The sequence below is a fragment of the Bradyrhizobium altum genome, assembly GCF_020889705.1.
In the GTDB taxonomy this organism is placed as follows: Bacteria; Pseudomonadota; Alphaproteobacteria; order Rhizobiales; family Xanthobacteraceae; genus Bradyrhizobium; species Bradyrhizobium altum.
On record NZ_JACMYP010000046.1, the window covers coordinates 1 to 25,532 of the forward strand.

A 25,532-nucleotide genomic window follows, 5' to 3' on the forward strand; every position below is an offset into this window, starting at 1 on the left:
CATTCGGCACCATCCGGCACCAGTTCACACTGGTTCAAGGCGCCCGCCCGGTGCCGCCGGTGGCGATCCCGGCGCTCGCCGGCGGCGCGCTCGATCTCACCTCGTTCAAGGGCAGGCTGGTGCTGGTGAATTTCTGGGCCACCTGGTGCGCAGCGTGCCGGACCGAGCTGCCGATGCTGGATCGCCTCGCGGCCAGCGGCCGCAGCGACCTTGTGGTCGTCGCTGTTAGCACCGATCGCAACCGCGCGCAGGTCGCGCCCTATGTCAAGCAGTTCAAGCTTCGCCACCTTGCGATCGGCTTCGATCCCGGCGGTCTCGTCTCGCGCGTCGACGCCGCCGAACTCGACACTCCGTTCGCGCTCTACGGCATGCCGATCTCGTTCCTGATCGGGATCACCGGACAGGTCGAGGGCTACATGACGGGCGAAGCGGACTGGTTGTCCGCGGAGGCGGGCGGGTTGTTCGATTACTATGCGGGTGGTGGGCGGTGAGCCGGGCTACGTCCTCTTGCCCTTCGCGGCGCGGTCCGACCTCTCGCCCCTACGGCAATTTGTCATAGCCCTCCGCCAGGCCATTCAGGCTGAGCGGAAAGCCGATGCCCTCTTCCGGGGTCTCGAAGATAATAAACGTCGCGGTCTTGGCGTTCTTGAGTTGGCCGAGCAGCTTGTCGTCCATCACGACTTCGGCGACGCAGCCATTGGGCAGGCATCGGACAAAACCGGCGCGGCCGACGTCCTGATTGTCGAGCTTCAGGCCGAGGCCGGAGGGCAGGAGCACGCCGAGCGGGGCGACCACGCGCATCAGGCGGCTCTTCTGGTCGGCGGTCTTCAGCACGATAACGGTCAGGCCGGCATTGGAGCGGTCTTCGGCTACCACGCTCTGGATCAGCGCGCATTGCTCGGCCTGGGCGCCGGGCGGGGTGTCGCAGCGGATCTGCCAGTCGCCATGGACCGAGCGCACCGCGCCTTGCGCGTTGGCCGGCTGAGTCAGGCCAAGAGAAAGGCCGAGTGAAATGGCCAGAATCACGAGGCCGCCGAGCCAGCCCGCCACCGTCAAACCTCTTGCCTGCAAATCCTTGGCCTGAATGTTCGAAGCGCCCATCCGGGTCGATCCTTTGATGTTCGGTCGGTCCGGCCGTCCGCCCGGCCGCCGCTCACACGCGCGATCAGGATGCGCCTGCAAAAATCGCATCGTGATCTCATCTCTTTGTTTGAGCATGATCTTTTCGGAAAACCGGTGGTCCCTGTTCCGGATCGTGCTCGTTAGCCGACTGATACCGCAATGACGGCGCCTTGAAGGCGATCTTGAAGCCATTCCCGCGCCGGATTGGGGCAGCCCGCAGCGAATCAGGTTCCTGCGGGCCATCCCGTCTGTGCGTACATCCGGCAATCCCCCTGTCAACAGTGCGCGGCGTTGTTTCGGCGACTTTCGCTTGATTTTGCGGGAAAATTCGCAAGCGGCAGCTTCATCGCAGGCGCATGGCTTTCGGCCGTACTACTGCATTGCGAGCGCCTGCGAATTATGGTTTGAGAGGCTGGATTTCGACGCGTTCTAGCGATCTGGCTCCCGTACCCACCTTGACTCAGAGACGGGTATGTCCGGAAGGCCATTTGTCAGGGCGGATCGTGCTGTATCTCCGGTCAATTGCCGGGGGTGCGTTGGGGAATAATGCAAGGGAGCGCGAACGGCATGAAGATGTCGATTGGCCGGTTGGGCAGGCAATTGCTGGGGTTGGCGGTGGCGAGTGTGGCGTCAGTCGCCGCGGGATCGGCCTTCGCCGAAATGGGGCAGCCGGCGCCGTGGGAGCACACGCTGCAGGAAGCCGCGACCCCGGTGATGGAAAACATCATCTGGTTTCACAATTTCCTGCTGGTGCTGATCACCGTCATCACCCTGTTCGTGCTGGCGCTGCTCGTCATCGTGGTGGTGAAGTTCAACGCCAAGGCCAACCCGGTCCCCTCCAGGACCACCCACAACACGCTGATCGAGGTGGCCTGGACGCTGATCCCGGTCCTGATCCTGGTCGGCATCGCGGTGCCGTCCTTCCGTCTCCTGTTCCTGGAGCTCGACGTGCCGAAGCCGGACCTCACCGTGAAGGTCACCGGCAAGCAGTGGTATTGGTCCTACGCCTACCCGGATAACGGCAAGTTCGAGTTCGACTCGCTGCTCGACAAGGACAAGCAGCCTCGCCTGCTCGGCGTCGACAACGAGATGGTGGTCCCGGTCAACAAGGTGGTGCGGATCCAGACCACCGGCGCCGATGTGATCCACTCCTTCGCGGTGCCGGCCTTCGGCGTGAAGATCGACTCGGTCCCCGGCCGCCTCAACGAGAGCTGGTTCAAGGCCACCAAGACCGGCGTGTTCTACGGCCAATGCTCGGAACTGTGCGGCAAGGACCATGCCTTCATGCCGATCGCGGTCCGGGTCGTCAGCGACCAGGAATTCGCGACCTGGGTTGAAGGGGCCAAGAAGAAGTTTGCGACCAACCCGGCGAATTCCTACGCCTCGGCTGGTCAGGCGGCGCAGTAAGCCCCAAGGGTTAAGGCCACAAGGCTTGCGGCGCGGATGGAATAAGGGCGATGGGACCGCAAGGTCCAAGAGGGACTGCAAGGCAGGATTTTGAACATGGCGACAGGCGCAGCGACACACGACGATCACGCCCATGACGATCACGCCCACCATCCGACCGGATGGCGGCGTTATCTCTACTCCACGAACCACAAGGATATCGGTACGATGTACCTTATCTTTGCGGTGATCGCGGGCATCATCGGCGCTGCGATGTCGATCGCGATCCGTGCCGAGTTGATGTACCCGGGCGTCCAGATATTCCACGAAACTCACACTTATAACGTGTTCGTGACCTCGCACGGTCTGATCATGATCTTCTTCATGGTCATGCCGGCGATGATCGGCGGGTTCGGCAACTGGATGGTGCCGCTGATGATCGGCGCGCCGGACATGGCGTTCCCGCGCATGAACAACATCTCGTTCTGGCTGCTGCCGGCCTCGTTCGCGCTGCTGCTGCTGTCCACCTTCGTCGAGGGTGAGCCGGGCGCCAACGGCGTCGGTGCGGGCTGGACCATGTACGCGCCGCTGTCGACCTCGGGCCATCCCGGTCCTGCGGTCGATTTCGCGATCCTGTCGCTGCATCTCGCCGGTGCGTCGTCGATCCTCGGTGCCATCAACTTCATCACCACGATCTTCAACATGCGCGCGCCGGGCATGACCCTGCACAAGATGCCGCTGTTCGTGTGGTCGATCCTGGTGACCGTGTTCCTGCTGCTGTTGTCGCTGCCGGTGCTCGCCGGTGCGATCACCATGCTGCTGACCGACCGAAATTTCGGCACCGCATTCTTTGCGGCTGACGGCGGCGGCGATCCCGTGCTGTTCCAGCATTTGTTCTGGTTCTTCGGCCACCCCGAAGTGTACATCCTGATCCTGCCCGCCTTCGGCATGGTCAGCCAGATCGTCTCCACCTTCTCGCGCAAGCCCGTGTTCGGCTATCTCGGCATGGCCTACGCCATGGTCGCGATCGGCGGCATCGGCTTCGTGGTGTGGGCGCACCACATGTACACCGTCGGCATGTCGTCGGCGACGCAGGCCTACTTCGTCGCCGCCACGATGGTGATCGCGGTGCCGACCGGCGTGAAGATCTTCTCGTGGATCGCCACGATGTGGGGCGGCTCGATCGAGTTCAAGGCGCCGATGATCTGGGCGATCGGCTTCATCTTCCTGTTCACCGTCGGCGGCGTCACCGGCGTCGTGCTGGCCAATGCCGGCGTCGACCGCGTGCTGCAGGACACCTATTACGTGGTGGCGCACTTCCACTACGTGCTGTCGCTCGGCGCGGTGTTCGGCATCTTCGCCGGCTGGTACTACTGGTTCCCCAAGATGTTCGGCTACATGTACTCGGAGCGGATCGCCAAGGCGCACTTCTGGTTCACCTTCATCGGCGTCAACCTGGTGTTCTTCCCGCAGCACTTCCTCGGCCTGTCGGGCATGCCGCGCCGCTACGTCGACTATCCGGATGCGTTCGCCGGTTGGAACCTGATCTCCTCCTGGGGCTCTTACATCTCCGGCATCGGCGTCTTGATCTTCATCTACGGCGTGATCGATGCCTTCGTCCGCAAGGAGCAGGCCGCGAACAATCCGTGGGGTGCGGGTGCGACCACGCTGGAGTGGACGTTGACCTCGCCGCCGCCGTTCCACCAGTTCGAAGTGCTGCCCCGCGTGCAGTAAGTCCACGACAACGCGGCGCACCCTGGGTGCGCCGCGCCTTTTGAGAGAAGTGAGACCTGATCTTGTCGGTTGTCGATCACAACGCCATCGAACTGCCCCGGATTTCCGAGGCCGAAGTGGGCGACTACATCGCGCTGCTGAAGCCGCGCGTGATGTCACTGGTGATCTTCACCGCGCTGGTCGGGCTGATGATCGCGCCGGTGCATGTCCATCCGGTGCTGGTGTTCACCTCGATCCTCTGCATCGCGGTCGGCGCCGGCGCCTCCGGCGCACTGAACATGGCCTATGAGAGCGACGTCGACGCCTTGATGTCGCGCACCGCCAACCGGCCGATCCCGCGCGGCCGGATCACCCCGGCCGAAGCCGCCGCCTTCGGCCTGACGCTCGCCTTCTTCTCGGTGATGACGCTCGGCATCCTGGTCAACTGGGTGGCGGGCGCGCTGCTTGCCTTCACCATCTTCTTCTATGCCGTGATCTACACGATGTTGCTGAAGCGCTGGACCGCGCAGAACATCGTGATCGGCGGCGCTGCCGGCGCGCTGCCGCCGGTGGTGGCATGGGCGGCCGCGACCGGTTCGCTCTCGGTCGAGCCGATCCTGCTGTTCCTGATCATCTTCTTCTGGACCCCGCCGCACTTCTGGGCGCTAGCGCTGTTCCGCAGCGACGACTATGCGCGCGCCGGCATCCCGATGCTGCCGGTGGTCGCCGGTCCCGATGCGACTCGGCTGCAGATCCTGCTCTACACCATCGTGCTGGTCGCAATCGCGCTGGCACCGTGGCCGCTCGGCTATTTCGACGCGATCTACGGCGTCACCTCGCTGGTAGCAGGCGCCGGCATGCTGTGGCTCGCGATCGAGGTCTATCGCCGCCGCGAGGGCGTTGCAGCCAACAAGGCCACGCGCCGGCTGTTCGCCTTCTCGATCCTCTATCTGTTCGCGCTGTTTGCCGTCCTCCTCGCCGAGGTGGTCGTCCGCGCGATCCTGCCTGTCTTCATCGGGTAGGGACGCCGGGGGGCAAGATGGGGGCGCATGGGATACCAATGGACGAGAAACGCGAACCAGAAGGGATCGTCCTCACCGAGGCGCAGCTCAAGAGCCGCCGCCAGCGCTCGATCGCCATTGCGCTCGCGCTCGGCGTCATGGTGGTGCTGTTCTTCGCCGTCACCCTGGTTAAGGGGCCGGCCGTGCTGGTGCGGCCGCTGTGAGTGAGATGGCAAACCAGGGCGCACCGCAGGCTCCGCAAGGCGAGGGCGCCAAGGTCACGCGCCGCATGCTGACGCGCGACGCCATGGTCGCGTCGATCTGCGGCTTCGTCGTGGTGCTGATGGTCGGTGCGTCCTACGCGGCCGTGCCGTTCTACAACTGGTTCTGTCGTACCACCGGCTTCAACGGCACCACCCAGGTCGCGACCTCGGTGCCGACGGATGCGCCGCTCGCGCGCACCATTTCGGTCAGTTTCGATTCCAATGTCGCGCCGGGCCTGCCCTGGAAGTTCGAGGCCGAGCAGACCACGATCGACGTCAAGATCGGCCAGGTCGTCACGGTCTACTACACCGTGACCAACCAGTCGGCGCGCACCACGACGGGACAAGCTGCCTACAACGTCGCGCCGCTGACGGTCGGCGCCTATTTCCAGAAGATCAACTGCTTCTGCTTCACCGAGCAGACCATGGCGCCAGGCGAGAAGCGCGAGATGGCCGTGGTGTTCTATGTCGATCCCGCGCTGGCCAAGGACAGCGAGAACGACACGCTGAAGACCATCACTTTGTCCTACACCTTCTTCCCCGTGCGCGATGCTGCGCCGAAGCCCGTGGCTGCGGGCGAGGCGGAGCAGCGCAAGGGCGGCTAGTTCTGGGATTTCAAGATTAAGACGTGCCTTGCGGCACGCGAATGGAGAGACGGCAATGGCTGAGGCGCAAGTCAAGCATCACGACTATCATCTCGTCGACCCGAGCCCGTGGCCGGTGGTCGGCTCGGTCTCGGCCTTCATCATGGCGCTTGGTGCGATCGGCTGGATGCACCACATGTTCTCCGCCGCCCCGATCGTGTTCGGTGTCGGCACCATCGGCGTGCTCTACACCATGGCGAGCTGGTGGGGCGACGTAATCACGGAAGCCCAGTACAAGGGCGACCACACCCGCGTGGTGCAGATCAGCCATCGCTACGGCATGATCCTGTTCATCGCCTCCGAGGTGATGTTCTTCGTCGCCTGGTTCTGGGCGTTCTTCAATTCGGCGCTGTTCCCGGCCGATGCGGTGCACGCCACCCGCGATGCGGTGTTCGGCTGCGGCGCCGGCACGGCGATGGGCGCCTGCTCGGTTCCCGGCACCTGGCCGCCGCATGGCATCGAGACCTTCGATCCCTGGCATCTGCCGCTGCTCAACACGCTGCTGCTCCTGACCTCGGGCACCACCGTCACCTGGGCGCACCATGCGCTGCTGGAGAACGACCGCCAGGGCCTCAAGCAGGGCCTGATCCTCACCGTGATCCTCGGCGCCTGCTTCACCTGCGTGCAGGCCTATGAGTACGCCCATGCGACGTTCTCGTTCGGCGGCAACGTCTACGGCTCGACCTTCTTCATGGCGACCGGGTTCCACGGCTTCCACGTGCTGGTCGGCACCATCTTCCTGCTGGTCTGCCTGATCCGCGCCTATGCCGGCCACTTCACGCCGAAGCAGCACCTCGGCTTCGAGTTCGCCGCCTGGTACTGGCACTTCGTCGACGTGGTCTGGCTGTTCCTGTTCATCTGCATCTACGTCTGGGGCCACGGCGCCGAGTCCATGGCGCACGGCGCACACTAACTGCAGGCCGACGTGCTAAGAGGGGGCGGCCCGATGGCCGCCCCCTTTGCTTTTGAAGAGAACCGATGACGGATACCCCGCCCACTGTGACCGAAAGCGCGCTGCGCGGCATCGCCTGCCGCTGCCCGCGTTGCGGCAAGGGTAAGCTCTATTCCGGCTTCCTGACGCTGGCGCCGCGCTGCCGGGCCTGCGGCCTCGATTTCGCGTTCATCGATGCCGGCGACGGTCCGGCGATCTTCGTCATCATGCTGGCCGGCGCCATCGTGGTCGCGGCGGCGCTGATCGTCGAGGTGAAGTACCAGCCGCCGTTCTGGGTCCACGCCGCGCTGTGGCTTCCGTTGATCGTGGTCACCACGATCCTGCCGCTGCGTTCGATGAAGGCGCTGCTGATCGCGCTGCAATTCCACCACAAGGCCGCCGAAGGCCAATTGATCGAGCGCGACCCGCAATGAATGATACGACGAACAAGGCGTTTTCCAGCGAAGTGAGCACCGTTTCGCGCGAAGGAAACGCGTCAAAAGGCTCACAGCGGCCGAGCGCGGCCGGCTTCGGCATTTTCACGCTGATCCTGATCGCGGTGTTCATCGCCCTCGGCGTTTGGCAATTGCAGCGCCGGCTCGAGAAGCATGCGTTGATCGCCGCACTCGACGAGCGGCTGGCTGCCCCGACCGAGGCGCTACCGCCGCCATCGGCGTGGCCTGCGGTGACCTCGGCCAGGGATGAATTCCGCCGCGTCACCCTAACCGCGACCTACGCGAAGCAGCCGGACGCGATGGTCTTCAGCTCCGGCTCGGCGGTGCGCGACGATGTCGCGGGACCCGGCACCTGGGCGTTCCTGCCGGCCAAGCTCGCCAGCGGCGAGACCGTCGTGATCAACACCGGCTTTGTCCAGAACACGATGCAGGACCGTGCCTTCGAGGATCGCGTCACCGGCCGCCTCGTCACCGGCGCACCGGTCGAGTTGACCGGCTACATCCGCTTTCCCGAGCCGCCGGGCCGGCTGACGCCGAAGGAAGACCTGCCGAAGCGGCTGTGGTTCGTGCGCGATCATCGCGCGATGGCGCAGGTGCTCGGCTGGGGCGAGGTCGCGCCGTTCTATATCGACCTCGAGGCGCCGGTGCCCGACAGCGACACGCCGAAGCCCGGACCGCTCAAGGTTCGGCTCAAGGACGACCACATGCAGTACGCCATCACCTGGTTCTCGCTGGCCGCCGCGGTCACGATCGCCTTCGGCCTGTGGTGGCGCGGCCAGCGCCGCCGGGCGGCTTGAGGGAAGCGCGGTTGCGGCGGCGCGCTGCGCAAGGCTGCCTAGCATTGCGAAGCAGCAGCGCGATGAGGATTCGACCCGATCTCATCGTGCGTCAGGTCGAGAGCACGTGGCCGGCTCCGATCAGGCGGATCAGCATGTCGCCCCATAGCGCGCCGAGAATCCCGGTCAACACGAACGCGGTCCAGAACAGCGCGGGACGCCCGATCCGCGCCCATCGGGCCGCGGCCACCGCCGGCAGGCCGATCGCGACGGCAAGCAGCACGATCGACGAGCCGGTCTGGCCGGGGTCCACCACCCAGTCGGCCAACGAACTGGCGAATGCCTGCGCCAACATCGCGACGATCCAGAACGGAGCCTGGTCGCGGACCGAGCCGACGCAGAGGAATCCCGTTGTTCCCGCCACCCGAGCCCAGACGATCAGGGCGAGCGCGAACAGCGCCGCCAGCTGAACCGAGGCGACAAGATCGCCGATCCCGAGCGAGCGGTCCGCCATATGCGCCAATCCCGCACTGACGACCAGGACGCCGACAAGCACCGGCCAGAAGGCGATCCGACCGGCACGATCGCGCGCATACAGGCCCCCGATCGCCACCACGCCGGCCGCGGCCAGGACGTGGCTCCCCTTGCCCGCGACGGCATGGCCTCCGAGTTCGCCCAGCACTGCAGCCGCGGTCCTGATCGTCCAGAACCGCAATGCGGCCTCGCGCACTCCGCTCGTCCCTCGCATCTCTATTTGACGCATGTCCATGCGCGTCTCCGCGGCAACGTTCAGGTCGACAATGTCGGATGTGCCGCAGGCTCAGCTGGACGGCTGCTGCGTATTCGGCTGATCCACTGGGTCAAGCCGTCGAGATAGATGTACACGACCGGCGTCGTGAACAGCGTCATCAGCTGCGAGACGATCAGCCCGCCGACGATGGCAAAGCCGAGCGGCTGACGCAGCTCCGATCCGGTGCCGGTGCCGATCATCAGCGGAACGCCGCCGAGCATCGCGCACATGGTCGTCATCAGGATCGGGCGGAAGCGCGCCTTGCAGGCCATGTAGACCGACTGCTCGGCAGGGAGATGCTGATGGCGTTCGGCCTCCAGCGCGAAATCGATCAGCATGATGCCGTTCTTCTGCACGATGCCGATCAGCAGGATGATGCCGACCAGCCCGATCACGTCGAGCCCGAAGCCGAAGGCCCACAGCGCGAGCAGTGCGCCGAGCCCGGCGGACGGCAGGGTCGAGAGGATCGTGATCGGATGGATCGTGCTCTCATAGAGCATGCCGAGGATCAGATAGACGGCGACCACCGCCGCAAGGATCAGGATCGGCGTCGACGCGAGCGCCGCCTGGAACGCCTGCGCATTGCCCTGGAAGCTGGTGATCACGGTCGACGGCACGTGCAGGTCGGCGGTCGCCTTCTGGACCGCCGCGACCGCGGTCCCCACCGCCGTGCCCGGCGCCAGATTGAAGCTCAACGTGACCGACGGAAACTGGCTCTGGTGGTTCACGGAGAGCGGCGCGGTGCCGTAATCGATGCTCGCGATCTGGCTCAAGGGCACCATCGTTCCCGCGGACGAGCGGACGTAGATGCGGTTGAGCGCATAGGGGCCGAGCTGGAACGACGGATCGACCTCGAGGATCACGTAATAGGTGTTGAGTGTCGTGAACAGCTGGGCGACGTGACGCTGGCCAAATGAATCATAGAGCGTGTTGTCCACCGCGGCCGGATCGATGCCGAGGCGGGAGGCCGCGTCGCGGTCGATCTGCAGCTTGAGCTGGCGCGCGGCGTTGGCCTGGTCGGTCGCGACATCGGCCAGTTCCGGCAACGTCTTCAGCTTCTGATACAGCTTGCCGGCCCACAGATTGAGCTCGTCCTGATTCACGTCGGTAAGCGTGAACTGATACTGCGTCTTGGACAGCCGGCTGGCGAGATTGATGTCCTGCGTCGCCTGCATGAACACTGACATCCCCTTGATCTTCTGCAACTCGGTGTCGAGCTGCCGGATCGCCTGATCGGCGGATGCATTGCGCTCGTTGCGCGGCTTCAACAGCACGAACAGGCGGCCGTTGTTCTCGGTCACGGTCGGGCCGCCCGGTCCGATATAGCCGGTCGCATTGGCAACCGAGGGATTCTTGGCGATGACGTCGATGACACTGCGTTGCAGCGTCGCCATCTGCGCCGGCGAGATGTCGGCCGAGGCCTCGGTGATGCCGGTGATCATGCCGGTGTCCTGCTGGGGAAAGAAGCCCTTGGGGATGTTCACGAACAGCAGGCCGGTCACCACGACGCTTGCCAGCATGACCGACAGGGTCGTTGCCTTGTAGCGCAACGCCCTGGCAAGCACGGCCTCGTAGGCGGCCTGGATCGCAACGAAACCGCGTTCCAGCGCGCGCGACACCGCTCCAGCATGGGCGCCCTGGTGCGGCGACAGCAGATAGGCGCACATCATCGGCGTCAGGGTTACCGAGACGATCACCGACACCACGATGGCAACGCACACCGTGACGGCGAATTCCTGGAACATGCGGCCGATCACCCCGCCCATCAGCAGCAGCGGAATGAACACCGCGATCAGCGAGACCGAGATCGAGATGATAGTGAAGCCGATCTCGCCGGCGCCCTTCAGGGCGGCCTGCATTGGAGAGAGACCTTCCTCGATATGCCGCGAGATGTTCTCGATCATCACGATGGCATCGTCGACGACGAAGCCGACCGCGATCGACAGGCCCATCAGCGACAGATTGTCGAGGCTGTAGTTGAGCAGATACATCACACCGAAGGTGCCGATCAGCGAGATCGGGACCGAGACCGCGGGGATGATGGTCGCCCACAGATTGCGCAGGAACAGGAAGATCACGCCGACCACCAGCGCAATGGTCAGCACCAAAGTGAGCTGAACTTCGGCGACGCTGGCGCGGATGGTCTGGGTGCGGTCAGAGGCGATCTGGACCTTGATGTCAGACGGCAGGCTCGCCACCAGCTGCGGCAGCAGCTTCTTGATGCCGTCGACCGTGCTGATCACGTTGGCGCCGGGCTGGCGCTGGATCGCGAGGATGACCGCGGGCTTGTCGTTGTACCAGCCATGCAGCGTGATGTCCTCGGCCGCCACCACGGCATGCCCGATATCACGCAGGCGGACCGGTGCGCCGTTGCGATAGGCGATGATCAGATCGTCATACTTGCTCGCGACCAGCACCTGGTCGTTGGTGGCGAGCGTATAGGCCTGCTGGCTGCCGTAAAGCACGCCCTTGGGCTGGTTCACGGTGATGTTGCCGAGCGTGGTGCGCAATTGCTCGAGATCGAGCCCCGCGGCGGCGAGCTTGGCCGGATTGACCTGCACCCGGATCGAGGGCTTTTGCATGCCGCCGATGGTGACGAGCGAAACGCCCGGCACCTGCGACAATTTCTGTGCCAAAATGCTGTCGGCATAGTCGTCGACCTTGGTCAGCGGCTCGGCGTCCGACATCAGCGCGATCAGCAGCACCGGCACGTCGGCCGGGTTGACCTTGTGGAAGGTCGGCGGCGACGGCATGGTCTTGGGCAATTGCCCCGATGCCGCATCGATCGCGGTCTGCACGTCCTGCGCGGCCGCATCGACGCTGCGGTTCAGCGCGAATTGCAGCGTGATCTGGGTGTTGCCGAGCCCGCTGCTTGAGCTCATGCCGGTGAGGCCTGCGATCTGGCCGAACTGCCGCTCCAGCGGTGTCGCAACCGAGGAGGCCATGGTCTGCGGATCGGCACCGGGCAATTGCGCGGTGACCTGGATGGTCGGGGTATCCACCGTCGGCAGCGCCGAGACCGGCAGCCGCACGAAGGCGATCATGCCGACCAGCACGATGGCGATGGCCAGAAAGGCGGTGGCGACGGGCTTGCGGATAAAACCTGCGGAGATGTTCATGGCAGCATGCCTGCGCTTGCGGTGGTTGCGTCCTGGACCTGGTCTTTCTTGTCTTCGGGCACGATCTCGACCGTCGTCCCCGGATTGAGCCGGTACTGGCCCGCGGTGACCACGGTCTCGTTCGCCGCGAGGCCCTGCTCGATCAGGATCTGCCCGTCGCGCGATTGGCCGGTGGCGACATTGCGGATGCTGACCACGTTGTTTGCGCCGACCACGTAGGCGAAGCCGCCGTCCGGTCCCTGGCGCACCGCCGTCAGCGGCACGGTGAGCGCGTCGTGGCGAACGGCGATCGTCAGGTGGACGTTGACGAACGTGCCGGGCCACAGCGTGTTGCCGGCATTGGGAAAGGACGCCTTCAGCTGCACTGTACCGGTCGTGCTGTCGACCTGGTTGTTGATCAGCATCAGGCTGCCGTGGTCGAGCTTGCGCTTGTTCTGTGCATCATAGACGTCGACCGAGGCGTCTTCGGATGCCAGCGCCTGCCGCACGCCCGGGATTTCGCCGGACGGCAGCGTGAAGATCACCGCGATCGGCTGCAGCTGGGTGAGGACGACGAGCCCGTTGGTGTCAGTCGGGTGCACGATGTTGCCGGGATCGATGCGGCGGATGCCGGTGACGCCGTCGAACGGCGCGGTGATCGTGGCGAAGCTGAGCTGGGTTTGCGCGGCCTCCAGCGCAGCCTTGTCGAGCGCGACGGTGCCTTCGCCCTGCGTGACCTGCGAATCCTGGGTGTCGAGCAGTTGCTGGGTCGCAAAGCCGCGATTGGCGAGTGGCTGCGTTCGCGCCAAATTGGTCCTCGCGTTCTTCAGGCTCGCCTCGTCGCGCGCCAGCGCGGCCTCGGCCTGGTCGACCTGGGCCTCGTAGACCCGCGGGTCGATCTTGGCGAGCACATCGCCCCGCTTCACCTGCTTGCCCTCGACGAAATCGACGCTGTCGAGCGTGCCCTGCACCTGGGTACGTATCGTGGCGGTGTTGATCGGCGTCACCGTGCCCAGTCCTTCGAGCACGATCGGCACATCATGCTGTAGGACCTTCGCCGCCGTCACCGGAACGACGGGTGTGGCCACGGCGGACTGCGTCGCCGCCGCTGCATGATCCGTTGCAGCGTCGGGCCGATGCACGACGTAGGCGCTGGCGCCGATTGCGGCGGCGGCCACCAGGCCCGCGCAAGCGATCTTGAAGGCTTTGGATATCATAGGTCACCAGCTCCATCGGTTGTCCGGCGGCCGATCGTTGCAACCAGCTCCAGGACAAATGTTTCAGTTGCGCTCGCCGCAGCCGCTGTCGCGCTGCGGCCGGCGGTCAAATCGAGGTGGATGATGCGTGCGTCGAGATCGGCGGCACGCAACGCGCCGATCAGGCTGCCTTGCGGCGCATCATCGTTGCGATGAACGACGAGCCGGATCGCGGTCACCGTCGGCTCGATGTGAAACGGCAGTGCATCGGAGGCGACGTCGATCGCGACAATGCCGCCGCAGGGCAGCTCGCCCCGCAGCGCCAGTTCGAGCATGCGCCGTGCAACCGATCCCTCGCCGAGCAGGATCAGCTGCCGCGGGATCATGCCGACGCGGTCGAGCGCGGCGGCGACGCCGTTCAGGATGCCGGCATAGCTCGCTTCGCGGAGCTCGATCGGCAGCCATGTCGCCAGCGGCGTAAGCCGGCGCCAGCGCGCGAAGGTTTCAGGCACGGCGATGGACGCGGCATCGGGGGCGACCAGGACGCCGACCAGCACGCCCGTGGTGGCGCGACGCGGCCGGACTGCAATTGCGCTGTGCGGGCTTTCGGACATGTCCGGAAGCTGGGCTTTGGCTCGATATTATTCAAATGAATTGTCTTTATCCGTCAATTCATATCATGCATGATGACGGCATGCGGATGCGCAATCTCGATCTCAATCTGCTGCTGGTGTTCGACGCCGTCATGCGCGAGCGCAGCGTGGTGCGTGCGGCCGGCGCGCTTGCCATCAGCCAGCCCGCCGTGAGCCACGCGCTGAACCGGCTGCGTCATGCGCTGAAGGACCAGCTGTTCGTCCGCACGCCGTCCGGCATGCTGCCGACGCCGCGGGCGGAAGCGCTCGCGCTGCCGGTCCGCAAGGCACTCAGCGAACTGCAACTCGCGGTCGAGGGGGATCGCTTCGATCCGGCGCAGGCGGAACGGCGCTTCACCATTGCGGTCAACAATTATGCCGCGGTGGTCGCGGCCGGCTCGATCATCGCCGCGGTGCGCGCACAGGCACCTAAGGTGCGGCTGACGCTGGTGCCGAGCGGGACGCTCAATCTCGCCGACAGGCTCGATCGCGGCGAGCTCGATCTCGCGATCGCCGCGCGCGCGCTGGAGGGCGAGCGCTTTGCCTCCTGCCGGTTGATCGAGGACCGCTTCGTCGCCGTGCTGAGGGCCGGTCATCCGGCGTTGCGCAAGAAGCTGACCGGCGAGACGCTGGTCGAGCTGCCGCACCTTGCGATCACCTCCAGCGGCGAAGATCTGGATTTCATCGACGCCTGGCTGCGGGCGCGCAAGGCGAGCCGCACCATTGCGACCGATGTCCCTTATCTGTCCGCCGGCGCGGTCCTGGTGCAATCGAACATGGTCGCGATCCTCGGGCGCAAGCTCGGGCTCGAGTTCCGCCGGGCCTATCCGATCGAGATGCGGGAGCTGCCGTTCGATGCATCGAAGCTGCAGAGCATCATGAGCTGGCACCGCCGCTTCGACGATCTGCCGGCGCACCGCTGGCTGAGAGATACGATTGTCGCCGCCACCGGCGGCATTTGATCGGCGTCGCGACGATCCGGAATCAATACGCCCGCGCCGATCCGTGGCGCGGGCGTATCGCACTTGACCTCTGCACCCTGTCAGTGGCCGACGGGGGCGGGGCCGCCGAGCTTGACCCTGCGCAAGGTCAGCGCCAGCGGGATTGCCGAGAGGGAGATCAGCATCAGGACCCAGAACGCATCCATGTAGGACAGGAACGAGGCCTGGGTCTGCACCTGCTGCCCGATCCACTGGATCGCCTGTTGATGCGCCTGAGCCAGTGAATTGCCCTGGGCGACGAAGAAATCGGTGACCTGGTGCAGCGTGTCCTGATATTGCGGACTTGACGGCGTCACCTGCTCGACCAGCCGGCTCTGATGGAATTGCTGGCGATGGGTCAGCACGTTGGAGACGATCGAGACGCCGATCGAGCCGCCGGTGTTGCGCGCCGCGTTGATCAGCGCGGAGGCCTGGTCGGTCTTGTCGGGCGGAATGCCGTCATAGGACGCCGCCATGATCGGCACGAAGATCAAGGGCAGGCCGACGCCGATCAGCATGCGCGAGCGCGCCATGAACCAGAAGCCGAGATCGCCGTAGACGTTGGTCATGCTGTACATCGAGGCGGCGATCACCAGCGCGCCGGCGACGATCAAATATTTCGGCTGCACCTTGGCGGCGAGCCTGCCGACCGCGAACATCATCACCATGGTGACCACGCCGCCGGGCGAGAGCACGAGGCCGGCCCAGGTCGCGGTGTAGCCGAAATCCTGCTGCACCAGCTGCGGCAGGAACTGGGTGGTCGCAAGCAGGATGGCGCCGGTCGCCAGCATCACCAGGAAGCAGGCGCCGAATTGCCGGGTCGCGACCATGCGCAGGTCGATCATCGGATTGCGGCGGGTCATCTCCCACGGGATCATCAGCACGAACGCCGCGGCGCTGATCGCCGCAAAGGTGATGATGAAGGGCGAGCCGAACCAGTCGTCCTCGAGGCCGCGGTCGAGCGTCACCTCGAGCGCGCCGAGGAAGGTCGCAACCAGCGCGAAGCCGATGAAATCGAAGCTGTTGTTCTGCGGCTGTGCGGCCTTCTGCGCTCCCTTGGCCTTCGCGGGCTCCTGCAGCACCGCTGCGATCAGCGCGATCGCGAACACGCCGACCGGCGCGTTGATCAGGAAGCACCAGTGCCAGGACAGATTATCGGACAGCCAGCCGCCGAGCGTCGGGCCGACCACCGGCGCCACCACCACGGCGATGCCGAACACCGCAAACGCCTGGCCGCGCTTGGCCGGCGGGAAGGCGTCGGCCAGGATCGACTGCGCCACCGGCACCATGCCGCCGCCGCCGAGACCCTGCAGAATGCGGAACAGCAGCAGCGCGTTCAGATTGGGCGCGAAGCCGCACAGCACCGAACTCACCGTGAAGATGCCGAGGCAGATCAGGAAGAAGGTCTTGCGGCCCAGCATTCTTGCGAGAAAGCCGGAGGCGGTCAGGATGATGGCGTTGGACACCAGATAGGTCGTGACCACCCAGGAGGCTTCGTCCTCGCTCACGCCCATGCCACCCGCGATATAGGGTAGCGCGACGTTGGCGATGGTGGTGTCGAGCACCTCCATGAAGCTCGCGAGCGCAACCACGATGGCGATCAGCCAGGGATTGACGGCAACGCTCGGAGTAGGGAGGCTTTTGGCATCGATTGCTGCGGCACTCATGACTACCTCTCCGGATCAGAGCTTTCCAAGCCGCTCGAGCAGCGACGGCGCGGGATTGATCCGCACCGTCGGGACGACGGACATGCCCGGGCCGAGCGCGACGTCGGTCGGCGGGTTGTCCATCACGATCTTCACCGGCACGCGCTGCACGATCTTGACGTAGTTGCCGGTGGCGTTCTGCGCCGGCAGCAGCGAGAACGCGGTGCCCGATCCCGGCTGCACGCTTTCGACATGGCCCTTGATCGTGCGACCGGGATAGGCGTCGATCTTCAGCGTCACCTTCTCGCCTGGACGCATCTGGTCGAGCTGGATCTCCTTGAAGTTCGCGGTGACCCAGGTCTGGTCAGGTACGAACATGGTGAGGTTGGTGCCGGCCTGCGCGAACTGGCCGACCGCCGCCGACAGGTTGACGACGCGGCCCGGTTGCGCGGCGGTGACCGTCGTATAGGAGAGATTGAGCTGCGCCTGGTCGCGCTGCGCCTCGGCCTGGGCAAGGTTGGCGACCGCGCTCTTGCGCTGCGCCTTCAGCGATTCCACCTGGCGCTGCGCGAGGTTGAGCGTCGCCTGCGCGCTCAACAGAGACGCCTGCTGCTGATGCAGTTGCGAGGTGTACTGCTCGGAATTCTGCACGGTGCCGTAGCCGGTCTGCTCCAGATGCTGGTAGCGCGTCGCCTGCTGCTGGGCGAAGGTCAGCGCCGCCTGGGCCTGGTCGACCTGGGCCTGGTTGGCTGATATCTGCGCCTGCTGCACGTCGAGCTGCGCATCGACATTCTGGATGCTGGCCTGCGCGGCCGCGACCTGCGCCTCGGCCTGCGCCAGCGCGACGCGATAGTCGCGGTCGTCGATGCGCGCGATCACGTCGCCGGCGGCGATGTGCTGGTTGTCGGTGACCGGAACCGCGGTGATGTAGCCGGAGACTTTCGGCGCGAGCGCGAACTGCCGCGCCGCGATGAAGGCGTCGTCGGTGGATTCGAAATGCCGGGTGTAGTCCATGTAGAGGGTGCCGCCGCCGAGCGTGGCGGCGAGCAGCACGGCGCCGATCGCGGAGACCACCGGACGGCGGCGCAGGAAGCCGCGCCGCTGTGGGGCGACTTCCGGCGGGACCGTTTCCGGCGGGGCGGGCTGCTTGCTTACGGGGCGCCCCTGCGCCGGAGCTCGCGCGATGACCTCCGGCCGCTGGGATGTGACGTTGGGCTCGTGTGAGGCCGGTGCCGAGGGCGAACCCTCGATGCTCTCGTGCCCTCCGTGGTCGCGCTCCAAAACAGTGTCTTCGAACATGATGGCTGCTCCTGCTGTCGGGCGAGGTCTGCAAGGCCTTCGCAAAAGGGAACGGTACCGTTCCGTTCTGTGCGGCAAATAGTCTCGCAGCACAGAAGCGTCAATAGAAACGGAACTGTACCGTTCTATTTACAACTAGATGTGATAGGGCTATATTGCCTGATGTTGCCGGCCGGACCGGCCCATGGAACCCGGGGAAGACTGATGACCACCAGTACCCTGAAGATGCCGCGGGCGCTCAAGACCAGGACGGCGACCGGGCCGGCCGAAGTGCGCGCCGGCCGACCGCCAAAGGAATTGGCCGGCGAGGTCGATGCGCGCATCCTCGATGCCGCGCGCAAGGTGTTCCTTGAGCGGGGGTTCGAAGGCGCCAGCATCGACGAGATTGCAGAAGTCGCGCGCTCCGGCAAACGCACCATCTATGCGCGCTTCCGCGACAAGCGGGCGCTGTTCACCGAGGTGGTGACGCGGGACATCCTGTCCCGCATCGCGGAGTTCAAGGCGGACGCGCCTCTCGGCGCGACGGTGGAGGAGCGCCTCACGAGCGTCGCCTCGACCTTGCTGCATTGGGGCCTCGACGCCGACCGGATCGGGCTGATGCGGCTTGCCATTGCGGAGGCGCATCGCTTCCCGGATCTCGCCGCCACCGTCAACCGCAGGGCGCGCGCGCTCGCCACCGAGCTCGGCGTTCACCTGCTGCGCGACCTGACGCAATCCGACGAGCTCGGCAAGCTGCCGGCCTTCGCGCCGGAGCACCTGCCGACCACGGCGCGCCTGTTCCTCGACATCATCGCGGTGCCGATGCTGCTGCGGGCATTGTTCGAGGTTGATCTGAAAGCGCTCGACCCGGAGATCGACGAGCATGTGGCGCGCGGCGTCGCGTTTTTCGTTGCTGCGTGCAGGACCGGCTGGGTTGAGAGCCCGAGGCAATAGACAATGGATCGCCAGGGTGCCTTCGTGCGCGCTCACCGGATGATCGGATCGTCGCGATACCGAAACAGAACTTCTGCCGCGAAGCCGGTGCTGTGGTCCTTGCGCACGTCCCGGACGACATGGCGGCTGGCAAAACTCGCGGCGAATATCTCCGCCTCCGTCATTCCGAGATCGGCCATCAGACGCGTCGCCGAAAACAGCTCGTCGGGCGATTTCTCCTTCTTCGCCTTCAGATAATTTTCGAGTCGCGTACGCTTCGAGCGCTTGCTTGCCCAAAAGACAACAGAGGCGCCCGCCGCAATGATCGACGTCAGGATCGAGGCGACGTTTGCGCCTACGCGAAGCCACTCCTCCATGCTGCCCCCGCATCCGTCGTGTCCGCGAGGGGGAGAGTGAGCCCGATTGCCGCCCTTGTCGAGAGATCGATCGTCCAGACTCAGCCCGGCGCGCGCTCCACCGCGTGGCGGAGCCAGACCATGCCGCCCTCCAGCGCCTCGCAGTGCGTGAGCCGGAGCGACTGCCCGGCGCCGGGGCGGTCGCCGTCCGGGCCGTGATAGTCGACGATGCACTGCGATCCCGCGACGCCGTCGACCGCCGGATGTATCAGCGTGCTGAACTCGTCGATCAGCCCGTGCTTCAGGAACGCGCCATTGATCCCCCCGCCGCCTTCGAGCAGCAGCGTCTTCGAGCCGAACAGCGCCGCGAGCTGCGTCATCGCGCTCGCCAGATCGTCGCCCTTGCGGCCTGCAAAGATGTAGGACGCGCCGTCCTCGCGCAGCTCGGCGAGATGGCTATCCGAGACCTGCTCTCCAAGCACCGCAACGGCGTGATCGCCGCCGACATTGTCCTTGCCGAAATGCACACGGCCCGACGGATCGATGCCGACAGCGAGCTTGCGGCCGTTGCGGTTGCCGAGATGCGGCTCGCGCGGCAGCTTCGGCGGATTGGCGAACTGCCGCTCGGTTCCCTTGGCCATCTCGTTCATGGTGACGCGGCCGATGATCCAGCCATCGGCATTGAAGCCGTCATGGATCCTCTCATAGTGGGAGCGCAGCACGTCGGCCGGGATGCCGGCGGCTGGCCTGGTGAAGCGGCTGGGATGCAGCCGGCCGTCGATCGACGTGCCCATGTGGCAGATGATGTGGGGTCGCATAGACTAACTCTTCGGTGGAGCGGCGCGGTGACCGCGCCGGGGGAGGGGCAAGCTCTGATCTAGAATGGCGGAGGCACGTTCTCAATGCCGATAACGCAGCAGTGTTCGGCAACATGCCTGCCGAATGGAACCGGCAGCGCCGCTCCACGTCTCTCCTTACGTCTCCTTCGCGTATTGCGCGTAAAGCCGGGCTGCATTGTCCCAGCGAATGGCCTCCATGTAGACGTCGACATAGCGGGCCGCGGCGGCACCGAAGTCCATGTGATAGGCGTGCTCATACATGTCGAGCACGAGGACCGGACGGCCCCCGGCCAGCGTCGTCGTATGATCCGCGGCCCATTGATTGACCAGCCGCTTGTCGCGGGGCGAATAGGCGAGGATCACCCACCCCGAACCGCCACCTTCCGCCTTGCCCATCGCGGCGAATTCCGTCCGCCAGCGTTCCATGCTGCCGAAGTCGCGCGTAATCGCTTCGGCGAGCGCTCCGTTCGGTTTGCCGGCGCCGCCGAGTCCATCGAAATAGACTTCATGCAGGATCATCGAGTTCGCTGCGATCAGCTCCTCGCGCTTCAGGCCGTTGATCACAAAGTTCGGCGCCTTGGCGAAGTCGAGTTCGGCAAGCTGCGTGCCGATGGCATTCAGCCGCTTCACCGCACCGACGTAATTGTTCTCGTAGTGGCTGACGAGAATCTTCTCCGAGATGCCGCTGATCGATTTTGGGTCGAACGACATCGGTTTTGCCTGATAGGACATGGCCCTGGTTCCTGTCTGCTGGTTGGTTTCGGCAGCGGCTTGGTTGGCGCCAAGCACGACTGCGGATGCGGTGGCCGCTCCGACCGCTGTGATGAAGTTTCGGCGCTCGGTGTTGATGGTCATGGGTCCTCCTGATGTTGGAAATGCCGATACGCTTGGATCTAAGGCGCAAAAGTTCGCGCTATTCCTTCGTGAGCCCGACGATGGTCCGGAATCCCGAGATGTCCTGCACCGAAAACGCGACGGGGTCGCCGAAGCGAACGGCGTTGAAGAGCAGGCCGTCCTGAACCTTGAACGGCTCTATTCTGTCCGGAGACAGGCGTATCCTGATCGTGTCATTGCGTTCATCGATGCTGTCGACGACGCCGCGCAGGATCTCGGTCGCCGGCGGCTGGACCGCCGCCGTCGCGGCCAGTGCAATGACGGCTTGCTGCGGCTCGCTGCCGTCGCTTGGCGTCGCGAGCGACATTGCGGGCCAAAGCAGGGCGACACACAGTGCCAAAGTTGATTTGGGCATGATTGCTCCTCGTTCAGTTCGATTGTGGTGGTTTCGCCAGGACCTCAGTCCTGCTCCTTGACCTGACCGCTGCTGTCGATCACGAGCCTCACGGGCTTGCCGTTCTTCATCGCCTTCGCCGTCATACCCTCGGCCGTCGATTTGACGTCGCTGATGTTCCCGTAGCCGGCGGCCTGAAGCTTCGCGACAAGCTCGTCCTGCGTCAGGGCGTTGGCGGGCATCGCGCCGGCCGCGATCGCGAGCGCGAGGATCAAATGCGAGAGGGTTGCTTTCTGCATGATCGTTCTCCTGGTTGTGTTGTGCTGCCCCAGGTTCTCGTGACGCGTGCCGCTCCGTTCAGATGAGACCTGCCAGGCGCAGCAGCACGCCCGTGATGCAGGACGCCGCGAGGACGCTGAGCATCCCCACATTGAAACGGAAGATCGCAATCGCTGCGGCTGCCGACAGCGCAAGCGCAGGCCAGTCGACGCTAGTAGGCACCGGCGCGTCGAACGACAGGCCGAGCCCGTGCACCGGGAAGGTCTGCCGAAACAGCGTATGCAGTGCGAACCAGATCGACAGGTTGAGGATCACGCCGACCACGGCCGCGGTGATCGCCGAAAGCGCGCCCGCCAGCACCTTGTTGCCGCGCAGCGCTTCGATGTAGGGCGCGCCGACGAATATCCACAGGAAACACGGTGTGAACGTCACCCATGTCGCCAGCAACCCGCCGAGCGTGGCGGCAAGCATCGGCGACAGCCCGCTTGCCTCGCGGAACGCGGCCATGAAGCCCACGAACTGGACCACCATGATGAGCGGTCCGGGCGTGGTCTCGGCCATGCCCAGCCCGTCCAGCATCTCGCGCGGACTGACCCAGTGATAATATTCGGCGGCCTGCTGTGCGACATAGGCGAGCACGGCATAGGCCCCGCCGAACGTCACCATCGCCATCTTGCTGAAGAAGATCGCGATCTGGGTGAACACGTCGCCGGGCCCCAAGACGACGAGCAGCGCGAACACCGGAACCAGCCAGAGCGCGAGCCAGACGGCGCCGACCCGCAAGGTGCGGGATGCGTTGGGACGGACATGATCGGGCACCTCTTCGCCCAGCATGCTGTCGATCACGGCGGAATTTTTCCCGCCATGTTCGACGGCGGCAAATTCGCTCCGGCCCAGGCGTGCGCCGATCAGTCCTGTGACAGCGGCAGCGCCGATGATCAGCGGAAACGGCACGGCGAAGAAGAAGATCGCGACAAAGGCGATGGCCGCGAGCGCGACCATCACCCGGTTGCGCAGCGCGCGTTTGCCGACCCGCACGACAGCCTGGATGACAATGGCAAGCACCGCGGCCTTCAGGCCGAAGAACAGGGCCTCCACAAACCCCACATTGCCGTACGCTGCGTAGACATAGCTGAGGCCCATGATGGCGAAGATGCCGGGCAGGATGAACAATCCGCCCGCCACGATGCCCCCAAGCGTCCGGTGCAGCAACCAACCGATATAGGTCGCGAGCTGCTGCGCCTCCGGTCCGGGCAGCAGCATGCAGTAGTTGAGGGCGTGCAGGAAACGCCCTTCCGAGATCCAGTTCTTCTCCTCGACCAGAATGCGATGCATCACCGCGATCTGGCCGGCCGGTCCGCCGAAGCTCAGGATGGCGACACGCGTCCAGACGAGCAGCGCCTCGTGAAATGAGATGCCGTGCGCGTGCTCCTGTCCGCGCGCCCTTGATGTTGTTGCGACGTCCGTCATGGCCTCACCTTGCTGGTCGGCCAGTTGTGCGTCTCCCGCGTCGCGTCGCGGCACCAGCGATAGAAGGCGTCGTAGAGCAGCATGCCGGCGCTCAGTTGTTCGAGGTCGTCGTCGAACATGCGTGACAGACCGAGCGAAGCGGCGAGCAGCCCCGGTGCCTCCGGCGAAAGGTCGAGCCGCGCGGTATCCGCGGCCCGCACCATCGTCGCGAGCCGCTCCAGTGCAGGCGTCGACAGGCCGAACTCCCTGACCATCACGTCGAAGGTGCAGAGCTCGCCGCGATGGCTCCAGAACACGTTCTCGATGTCGAATGGCGTGGCGTCGAAGCGTTCGGCGACGGCCTCGACTTCCGCTGATGTGACGAACAGGAACACGGCGACGGGATCGACAAAGCGGCGGATCAGCCACGGGCAGGCGATGCGATCGATCTTCGGCCGCGATCGCGTCACCCAGACGGTGCGGCCGCGCCCGTCGCGTTTCGGAATCCGGTCGACAGGAACGGTCGGAAGCTCCGCGGCCTTCCAGGCGAGGTGGCCGCCCTCGAGAACTTCGGCAGCAATGTTGCCGCACCGGAGCCAGGCGGCGGTGCCTTCGCTGAGCTTCTGTCCCTTCTGGCAGATCACGACCACGGACTGGCCGGAAAGGCGGGAAGCCCAGTCCTGGACATCGAGATGGGAGTGCCTGATGGCGCCCGGGATCAAGCGCGGATCGGCGGCGAAATCCTCATCGAGGCGAACGTCGACGAGCGTCGGCGCTTTGGCCGTACCGATGAGACGAGACAGTTTTTCGGATGAGATCGATGTGTATGACGACATGGTGCGTCCTTGGTGAACAGGACGCGATTCTTGGGCATGTCGCCTCGCGGGGAGATCGCACATCCCCGTGCCGTCAATAAAAGACTTATGCCCGTTGCTGTCAACCGCTCCACTGGATCGACGGATCACCAAGAATTCACAGTCGATGACAGGAACAATGTCGCCGCCGACACCTCAGTCGTGCCGTTTCCCGATGCCGCCCAGAACGGGCCGACAGCGTTATTGACCAATATAGGGTAGCCCCCTATATTACAGGCATGCACACCATCAAGCACAAGTCCAAGCTCGTCGGCCGGGTTCGCCGCATCAAGGGTCAGCTCGAGGCCGTCGAGCGGGCGCTGGAGTCCGAGATCGGCTGTGCCGACGTGTTGATGCTGGTGGCCTCGGTTCGCGGCGCCATCAACGGCCTCACCGCGGAACTGCTCGAGGATCACATCCGCCACCACGTGGTGGATCCGGCCCGGGAGAAGGATCCCGAGAGAGCGCAGGGCGCCGCCGACCTGATCGACGTCGTTCGTACCTATTTGAAGTGAAGCACATGACCGATCTGTCCCAGCTGCTCCAGCAGAGCAGCGCGCATGCATGGCTGTTCATCCCCAGTGGGATCCTGCTCGGCGCGCTGCATGGCCTCGAGCCCGGCCACTCCAAGACGATGATGGCGGCCTTCATCGTCGCGATCCGCGGCACCGTGGTGCAGGCGGTTCTGCTGGGGCTGTCGGCCACGATCTCGCACACGGCCATCGTCTGGATCATCGCGCTGGCGGGGCTGCATTTCGGCCAACAATGGTCCGGCGAACGCAGCGAAGCCTGGCTGCAACTGGCCTCGGCGGCGATCATCATTTCGATCGCAGCCTGGATGGCCTGGCGCACCTGGCGCGAGCAGAATTCCGAACACGACCATCACCATGATCACGATCATGACCATGATCACCATCATCACGACGAAACGCGCCAATTGACCCTGGCCGGGCAACCGCTGTCGCTCGAAGTCTTCGAGGACGGCGTGCCGCCGCGCTGGCGGTTGCGAAGCGAGGCCGGGGCGCTTCCGGCAGCCGGCGAGGTCGATGTCGTGACGATCCGCGCTGACGGCAGCGAACAGCAGTTCCGCTTCGCCGCGCGGGACGGCTATCTGGAAAGCATCGACGAAATTCCGGAGCCGCATGCCTTCAAGGCCCGCGTGTCGGTGCGCGCGGACATTGCGGAAGTCCTGTTCGAGGAGCATGACCATGCGCATATGGACCTCGGCGACGCCGACGATGCGCATGCGCGCGCGCACGCCGCTGACATCCGCAAGCGCTTTGCCGGCCGGACCGTCACGACGTGGCAGATCATTCTGTTCGGCCTGACCGGCGGGCTCATTCCGTGTCCGGCGGCGATCACCGTGCTGCTGCTCTGCCTTCAGCTCAAGCAGTTCAGCCTCGGCTTCGTGCTGGTGCTCTGCTTCGGCATCGGGCTAGCGATCACCATGGTCTCGGTCGGCGTCGCGGCCGCGCTCAGTCTGCGTCATGTCGAGCGTCATTGGGGCGGCTTCAGCCGCTTCGCCCAACGCGCGCCCTACGTGTCGGCTGCGCTGATCGTGTTGGTCGGCCTCTACACGGGCTGGCTGGGGTTGCACGGGATCACGGCCTGATCCCACTTCCATCTTGAAACCTGCGCGAGGTGGTCTAGAGTTCCTGCCAAGGGGACAAGGCAGACTCCCCG

The 25,532-nt window shown here is 65.1% G+C and carries 27 protein-coding genes; 13 read left to right on the top strand and 14 right to left on the bottom strand.

Annotated features, from left to right (window positions below; genetic code table 11):
* Window positions 1–491, top strand: a 491-nt coding sequence (locus tag H8B02_RS14595) for a TlpA family protein disulfide reductase (protein ID WP_229166878.1), incomplete at its 5' end; no start/stop codon positions are given.
* Window positions 492–540: 49 nt separating this feature from the next.
* On the opposite strand, the gene H8B02_RS14600 is transcribed toward H8B02_RS14595, so the two are convergent.
* A complete protein-coding gene (locus H8B02_RS14600) occupies window positions 541–1,101 on the bottom strand; it encodes an invasion associated locus B family protein (RefSeq protein WP_229166879.1) in 561 nt (186 codons plus the stop codon).
* A gap of 588 nt (window positions 1,102–1,689) precedes the next feature.
* Between H8B02_RS14600 and coxB the strand changes: the two genes are divergently transcribed.
* From coxB to H8B02_RS14640, 8 genes are all read left to right on the top strand, one after another.
* Entirely contained in the window at window positions 1,690–2,529 is an 840-nt protein-coding gene (gene coxB, locus H8B02_RS14605) for a cytochrome c oxidase subunit II (protein WP_229166880.1), read from the top strand.
* Between the two features lie 96 nt (window positions 2,530–2,625).
* A complete protein-coding gene (ctaD, locus tag H8B02_RS14610) occupies window positions 2,626–4,242 on the top strand; it encodes a cytochrome c oxidase subunit I (RefSeq protein WP_092119146.1) in 1,617 nt (538 codons plus the stop codon).
* Window positions 4,243–4,304: 62 nt separating this feature from the next.
* Window positions 4,305–5,243: a heme o synthase gene (locus tag H8B02_RS14615; RefSeq protein WP_229166881.1), complete on the top strand. Its 939-nt coding sequence runs from the start codon at window positions 4,305–4,307 to the stop codon at window positions 5,241–5,243.
* A gap of 38 nt (window positions 5,244–5,281) precedes the next feature.
* Window positions 5,282–5,446, top strand: a complete 165-nt coding sequence (locus tag H8B02_RS14620) for a cytochrome c oxidase system small membrane protein (RefSeq protein ID WP_176528844.1) — start codon at window positions 5,282–5,284, stop codon at window positions 5,444–5,446.
* A 5-nt stretch (window positions 5,447–5,451) separates the two neighbouring features.
* Window positions 5,452–6,090, top strand: coding sequence for a cytochrome c oxidase assembly protein (locus tag H8B02_RS14625; protein ID WP_229166909.1), 639 nt, complete (start codon window positions 5,452–5,454; stop codon window positions 6,088–6,090).
* Between the two features lie 55 nt (window positions 6,091–6,145).
* Window positions 6,146–7,042 (top strand): cytochrome c oxidase subunit 3, encoded by an 897-nt coding sequence (locus tag H8B02_RS14630; RefSeq protein WP_229166882.1) that lies wholly within the window; start codon window positions 6,146–6,148, stop codon window positions 7,040–7,042.
* A gap of 65 nt (window positions 7,043–7,107) precedes the next feature.
* On the top strand, window positions 7,108–7,494 hold the full coding sequence (locus H8B02_RS14635) for a DUF983 domain-containing protein (RefSeq protein ID WP_229166883.1): 387 nt from the start codon (window positions 7,108–7,110) through the stop codon (window positions 7,492–7,494).
* On the top strand, window positions 7,491–8,312 hold the full coding sequence (locus tag H8B02_RS14640; RefSeq protein ID WP_229166884.1) for an SURF1 family protein: 822 nt from the start codon (window positions 7,491–7,493) through the stop codon (window positions 8,310–8,312). Before H8B02_RS14635 ends, H8B02_RS14640 begins: the two co-directional genes overlap by 4 nt.
* 91 nt (window positions 8,313–8,403) lie before the next feature.
* Here H8B02_RS14640 and H8B02_RS14645 read toward each other — a convergent pair whose 3' ends face one another.
* The 4 genes from H8B02_RS14645 to H8B02_RS14660 are packed head-to-tail and all read right to left on the bottom strand — an operon-like array spanning window position 8,404 to window position 13,989.
* Entirely contained in the window at window positions 8,404–9,060 is a 657-nt protein-coding gene (locus H8B02_RS14645; RefSeq protein ID WP_229166885.1) for a hypothetical protein, read from the bottom strand.
* A gap of 20 nt (window positions 9,061–9,080) precedes the next feature.
* A complete protein-coding gene (locus H8B02_RS14650) occupies window positions 9,081–12,200 on the bottom strand; it encodes an efflux RND transporter permease subunit (RefSeq protein WP_229166886.1) in 3,120 nt (1,039 codons plus the stop codon).
* Window positions 12,197–13,396 carry an efflux RND transporter periplasmic adaptor subunit gene (locus tag H8B02_RS14655; RefSeq protein ID WP_229166887.1) on the bottom strand — a complete coding sequence of 400 codons (1,200 nt, stop codon included), beginning with the start codon at window positions 13,394–13,396 and terminating at the stop codon, window positions 12,197–12,199. The genes H8B02_RS14650 and H8B02_RS14655 overlap by 4 nt, the downstream gene beginning before the upstream one ends.
* The gene (locus H8B02_RS14660) at window positions 13,393–13,989 is read right to left on the bottom strand and encodes a hypothetical protein (RefSeq protein WP_229166888.1); all 597 of its coding nucleotides are present in this window, start codon (window positions 13,987–13,989) and stop codon (window positions 13,393–13,395) included. The genes H8B02_RS14655 and H8B02_RS14660 overlap by 4 nt, the downstream gene beginning before the upstream one ends.
* Before the next feature lie 80 nt (window positions 13,990–14,069).
* On the opposite strand from H8B02_RS14660, the gene H8B02_RS14665 reads away from it, so the two are divergent.
* Window positions 14,070–14,969 (top strand): LysR family transcriptional regulator, encoded by a 900-nt coding sequence (locus H8B02_RS14665; RefSeq protein WP_229166889.1) that lies wholly within the window; start codon window positions 14,070–14,072, stop codon window positions 14,967–14,969.
* 80 nt (window positions 14,970–15,049) lie between these two features.
* Here H8B02_RS14665 and H8B02_RS14670 read toward each other — a convergent pair whose 3' ends face one another.
* Together H8B02_RS14670 and H8B02_RS14675 are read right to left on the bottom strand one after the other, a co-directional pair.
* The gene (locus tag H8B02_RS14670; protein ID WP_229166890.1) at window positions 15,050–16,654 is read right to left on the bottom strand and encodes a DHA2 family efflux MFS transporter permease subunit; all 1,605 of its coding nucleotides are present in this window, start codon (window positions 16,652–16,654) and stop codon (window positions 15,050–15,052) included.
* A 15-nt stretch (window positions 16,655–16,669) separates the two neighbouring features.
* Window positions 16,670–17,932: an HlyD family secretion protein gene (locus tag H8B02_RS14675; RefSeq protein WP_376711660.1), complete on the bottom strand. Its 1,263-nt coding sequence runs from the start codon at window positions 17,930–17,932 to the stop codon at window positions 16,670–16,672.
* A gap of 204 nt (window positions 17,933–18,136) precedes the next feature.
* On the opposite strand from H8B02_RS14675, the gene H8B02_RS14680 reads away from it, so the two are divergent.
* Window positions 18,137–18,865: a TetR/AcrR family transcriptional regulator gene (locus H8B02_RS14680; protein WP_229166891.1), complete on the top strand. Its 729-nt coding sequence runs from the start codon at window positions 18,137–18,139 to the stop codon at window positions 18,863–18,865.
* Between the two features lie 32 nt (window positions 18,866–18,897).
* On the opposite strand, the gene H8B02_RS14685 is transcribed toward H8B02_RS14680, so the two are convergent.
* The 7 genes from H8B02_RS14685 to H8B02_RS14715 form a co-directional block, all read right to left on the bottom strand.
* Window positions 18,898–19,221, bottom strand: coding sequence for a hypothetical protein (locus H8B02_RS14685; protein ID WP_229166892.1), 324 nt, complete (start codon window positions 19,219–19,221; stop codon window positions 18,898–18,900).
* Between the two features lie 80 nt (window positions 19,222–19,301).
* Window positions 19,302–20,018: a dihydrofolate reductase family protein gene (locus tag H8B02_RS14690; protein WP_229166893.1), complete on the bottom strand. Its 717-nt coding sequence runs from the start codon at window positions 20,016–20,018 to the stop codon at window positions 19,302–19,304.
* A gap of 156 nt (window positions 20,019–20,174) precedes the next feature.
* On the bottom strand, window positions 20,175–20,771 hold the full coding sequence (locus H8B02_RS14695) for a superoxide dismutase (RefSeq protein ID WP_229166911.1): 597 nt from the start codon (window positions 20,769–20,771) through the stop codon (window positions 20,175–20,177).
* Between the two features lie 181 nt (window positions 20,772–20,952).
* Window positions 20,953–21,240, bottom strand: coding sequence for a copper-binding protein (locus H8B02_RS14700; RefSeq protein ID WP_229166894.1), 288 nt, complete (start codon window positions 21,238–21,240; stop codon window positions 20,953–20,955).
* 92 nt (window positions 21,241–21,332) lie between these two features.
* Complete coding sequence (locus H8B02_RS14705) at window positions 21,333–21,566, bottom strand: PepSY domain-containing protein (RefSeq protein WP_229166895.1); 234 nt, start codon at window positions 21,564–21,566, stop codon at window positions 21,333–21,335.
* A gap of 58 nt (window positions 21,567–21,624) precedes the next feature.
* Window positions 21,625–23,016 carry a chromate efflux transporter gene (gene chrA, locus H8B02_RS14710; protein WP_229166896.1) on the bottom strand — a complete coding sequence of 464 codons (1,392 nt, stop codon included), beginning with the start codon at window positions 23,014–23,016 and terminating at the stop codon, window positions 21,625–21,627.
* Window positions 23,013–23,831 carry a chromate resistance protein ChrB domain-containing protein gene (locus tag H8B02_RS14715; protein WP_229166897.1) on the bottom strand — a complete coding sequence of 273 codons (819 nt, stop codon included), beginning with the start codon at window positions 23,829–23,831 and terminating at the stop codon, window positions 23,013–23,015. Before H8B02_RS14715 ends, chrA begins: the two co-directional genes overlap by 4 nt.
* 257 nt (window positions 23,832–24,088) lie before the next feature.
* Here H8B02_RS14715 and H8B02_RS14720 point away from each other — a divergent pair, with 257 nt between their 5' ends.
* Window positions 24,089–24,364, top strand: a complete 276-nt coding sequence (locus tag H8B02_RS14720; protein WP_229166898.1) for a metal/formaldehyde-sensitive transcriptional repressor — start codon at window positions 24,089–24,091, stop codon at window positions 24,362–24,364.
* 5 nt (window positions 24,365–24,369) lie between these two features.
* Entirely contained in the window at window positions 24,370–25,461 is a 1,092-nt protein-coding gene (locus H8B02_RS14725; RefSeq protein ID WP_229166899.1) for a nickel/cobalt efflux transporter, read from the top strand.
* Window positions 25,462–25,532: the final 71 nt, after the last annotated feature.

Bases quoted from the DNA above. Each gene is read 5' to 3' on its own strand.
- H8B02_RS14600 (WP_229166879.1), bottom strand. From the start codon at position 1,101: ATGGGCGCTTCGAACATTCAGGCCAAGGATTTGCAGGCAAGAGGTTTG.
- coxB (WP_229166880.1), top strand. From the start codon at position 1,690: ATGAAGATGTCGATTGGCCGGTTGGGCAGGCAATTGCTGGGGTTGGCG.
- ctaD (WP_092119146.1), top strand. From the start codon at position 2,626: ATGGCGACAGGCGCAGCGACACACGACGATCACGCCCATGACGATCAC.
- H8B02_RS14620 (WP_176528844.1), top strand. From the start codon at position 5,282: ATGGACGAGAAACGCGAACCAGAAGGGATCGTCCTCACCGAGGCGCAG.
- H8B02_RS14625 (WP_229166909.1), top strand. From the start codon at position 5,452: ATGGCAAACCAGGGCGCACCGCAGGCTCCGCAAGGCGAGGGCGCCAAG.
- H8B02_RS14630 (WP_229166882.1), top strand. From the start codon at position 6,146: ATGGCTGAGGCGCAAGTCAAGCATCACGACTATCATCTCGTCGACCCG.
- H8B02_RS14635 (WP_229166883.1), top strand. From the start codon at position 7,108: ATGACGGATACCCCGCCCACTGTGACCGAAAGCGCGCTGCGCGGCATC.
- H8B02_RS14640 (WP_229166884.1), top strand. From the start codon at position 7,491: ATGAATGATACGACGAACAAGGCGTTTTCCAGCGAAGTGAGCACCGTT.
- H8B02_RS14645 (WP_229166885.1), bottom strand. From the start codon at position 9,060: ATGGACATGCGTCAAATAGAGATGCGAGGGACGAGCGGAGTGCGCGAG.
- H8B02_RS14650 (WP_229166886.1), bottom strand. From the start codon at position 12,200: ATGAACATCTCCGCAGGTTTTATCCGCAAGCCCGTCGCCACCGCCTTT.
- H8B02_RS14655 (WP_229166887.1), bottom strand. From the start codon at position 13,396: ATGATATCCAAAGCCTTCAAGATCGCTTGCGCGGGCCTGGTGGCCGCC.
- H8B02_RS14660 (WP_229166888.1), bottom strand. From the start codon at position 13,989: ATGTCCGAAAGCCCGCACAGCGCAATTGCAGTCCGGCCGCGTCGCGCC.
- H8B02_RS14665 (WP_229166889.1), top strand. From the start codon at position 14,070: ATGCGGATGCGCAATCTCGATCTCAATCTGCTGCTGGTGTTCGACGCC.
- H8B02_RS14670 (WP_229166890.1), bottom strand. From the start codon at position 16,654: ATGAGTGCCGCAGCAATCGATGCCAAAAGCCTCCCTACTCCGAGCGTT.
- H8B02_RS14675 (WP_376711660.1), bottom strand. From the start codon at position 17,932: ATGTTCGAAGACACTGTTTTGGAGCGCGACCACGGAGGGCACGAGAGC.
- H8B02_RS14680 (WP_229166891.1), top strand. From the start codon at position 18,137: ATGACCACCAGTACCCTGAAGATGCCGCGGGCGCTCAAGACCAGGACG.
- H8B02_RS14685 (WP_229166892.1), bottom strand. From the start codon at position 19,221: ATGGAGGAGTGGCTTCGCGTAGGCGCAAACGTCGCCTCGATCCTGACG.
- H8B02_RS14690 (WP_229166893.1), bottom strand. From the start codon at position 20,018: ATGCGACCCCACATCATCTGCCACATGGGCACGTCGATCGACGGCCGG.
- H8B02_RS14695 (WP_229166911.1), bottom strand. From the start codon at position 20,771: ATGTCCTATCAGGCAAAACCGATGTCGTTCGACCCAAAATCGATCAGC.
- H8B02_RS14700 (WP_229166894.1), bottom strand. From the start codon at position 21,240: ATGTCGCTCGCGACGCCAAGCGACGGCAGCGAGCCGCAGCAAGCCGTC.
- H8B02_RS14705 (WP_229166895.1), bottom strand. From the start codon at position 21,566: ATGCAGAAAGCAACCCTCTCGCATTTGATCCTCGCGCTCGCGATCGCG.
- chrA (WP_229166896.1), bottom strand. From the start codon at position 23,016: ATGACGGACGTCGCAACAACATCAAGGGCGCGCGGACAGGAGCACGCG.
- H8B02_RS14715 (WP_229166897.1), bottom strand. From the start codon at position 23,831: ATGTCGTCATACACATCGATCTCATCCGAAAAACTGTCTCGTCTCATC.
- H8B02_RS14720 (WP_229166898.1), top strand. From the start codon at position 24,089: ATGCACACCATCAAGCACAAGTCCAAGCTCGTCGGCCGGGTTCGCCGC.
- H8B02_RS14725 (WP_229166899.1), top strand. From the start codon at position 24,370: ATGACCGATCTGTCCCAGCTGCTCCAGCAGAGCAGCGCGCATGCATGG.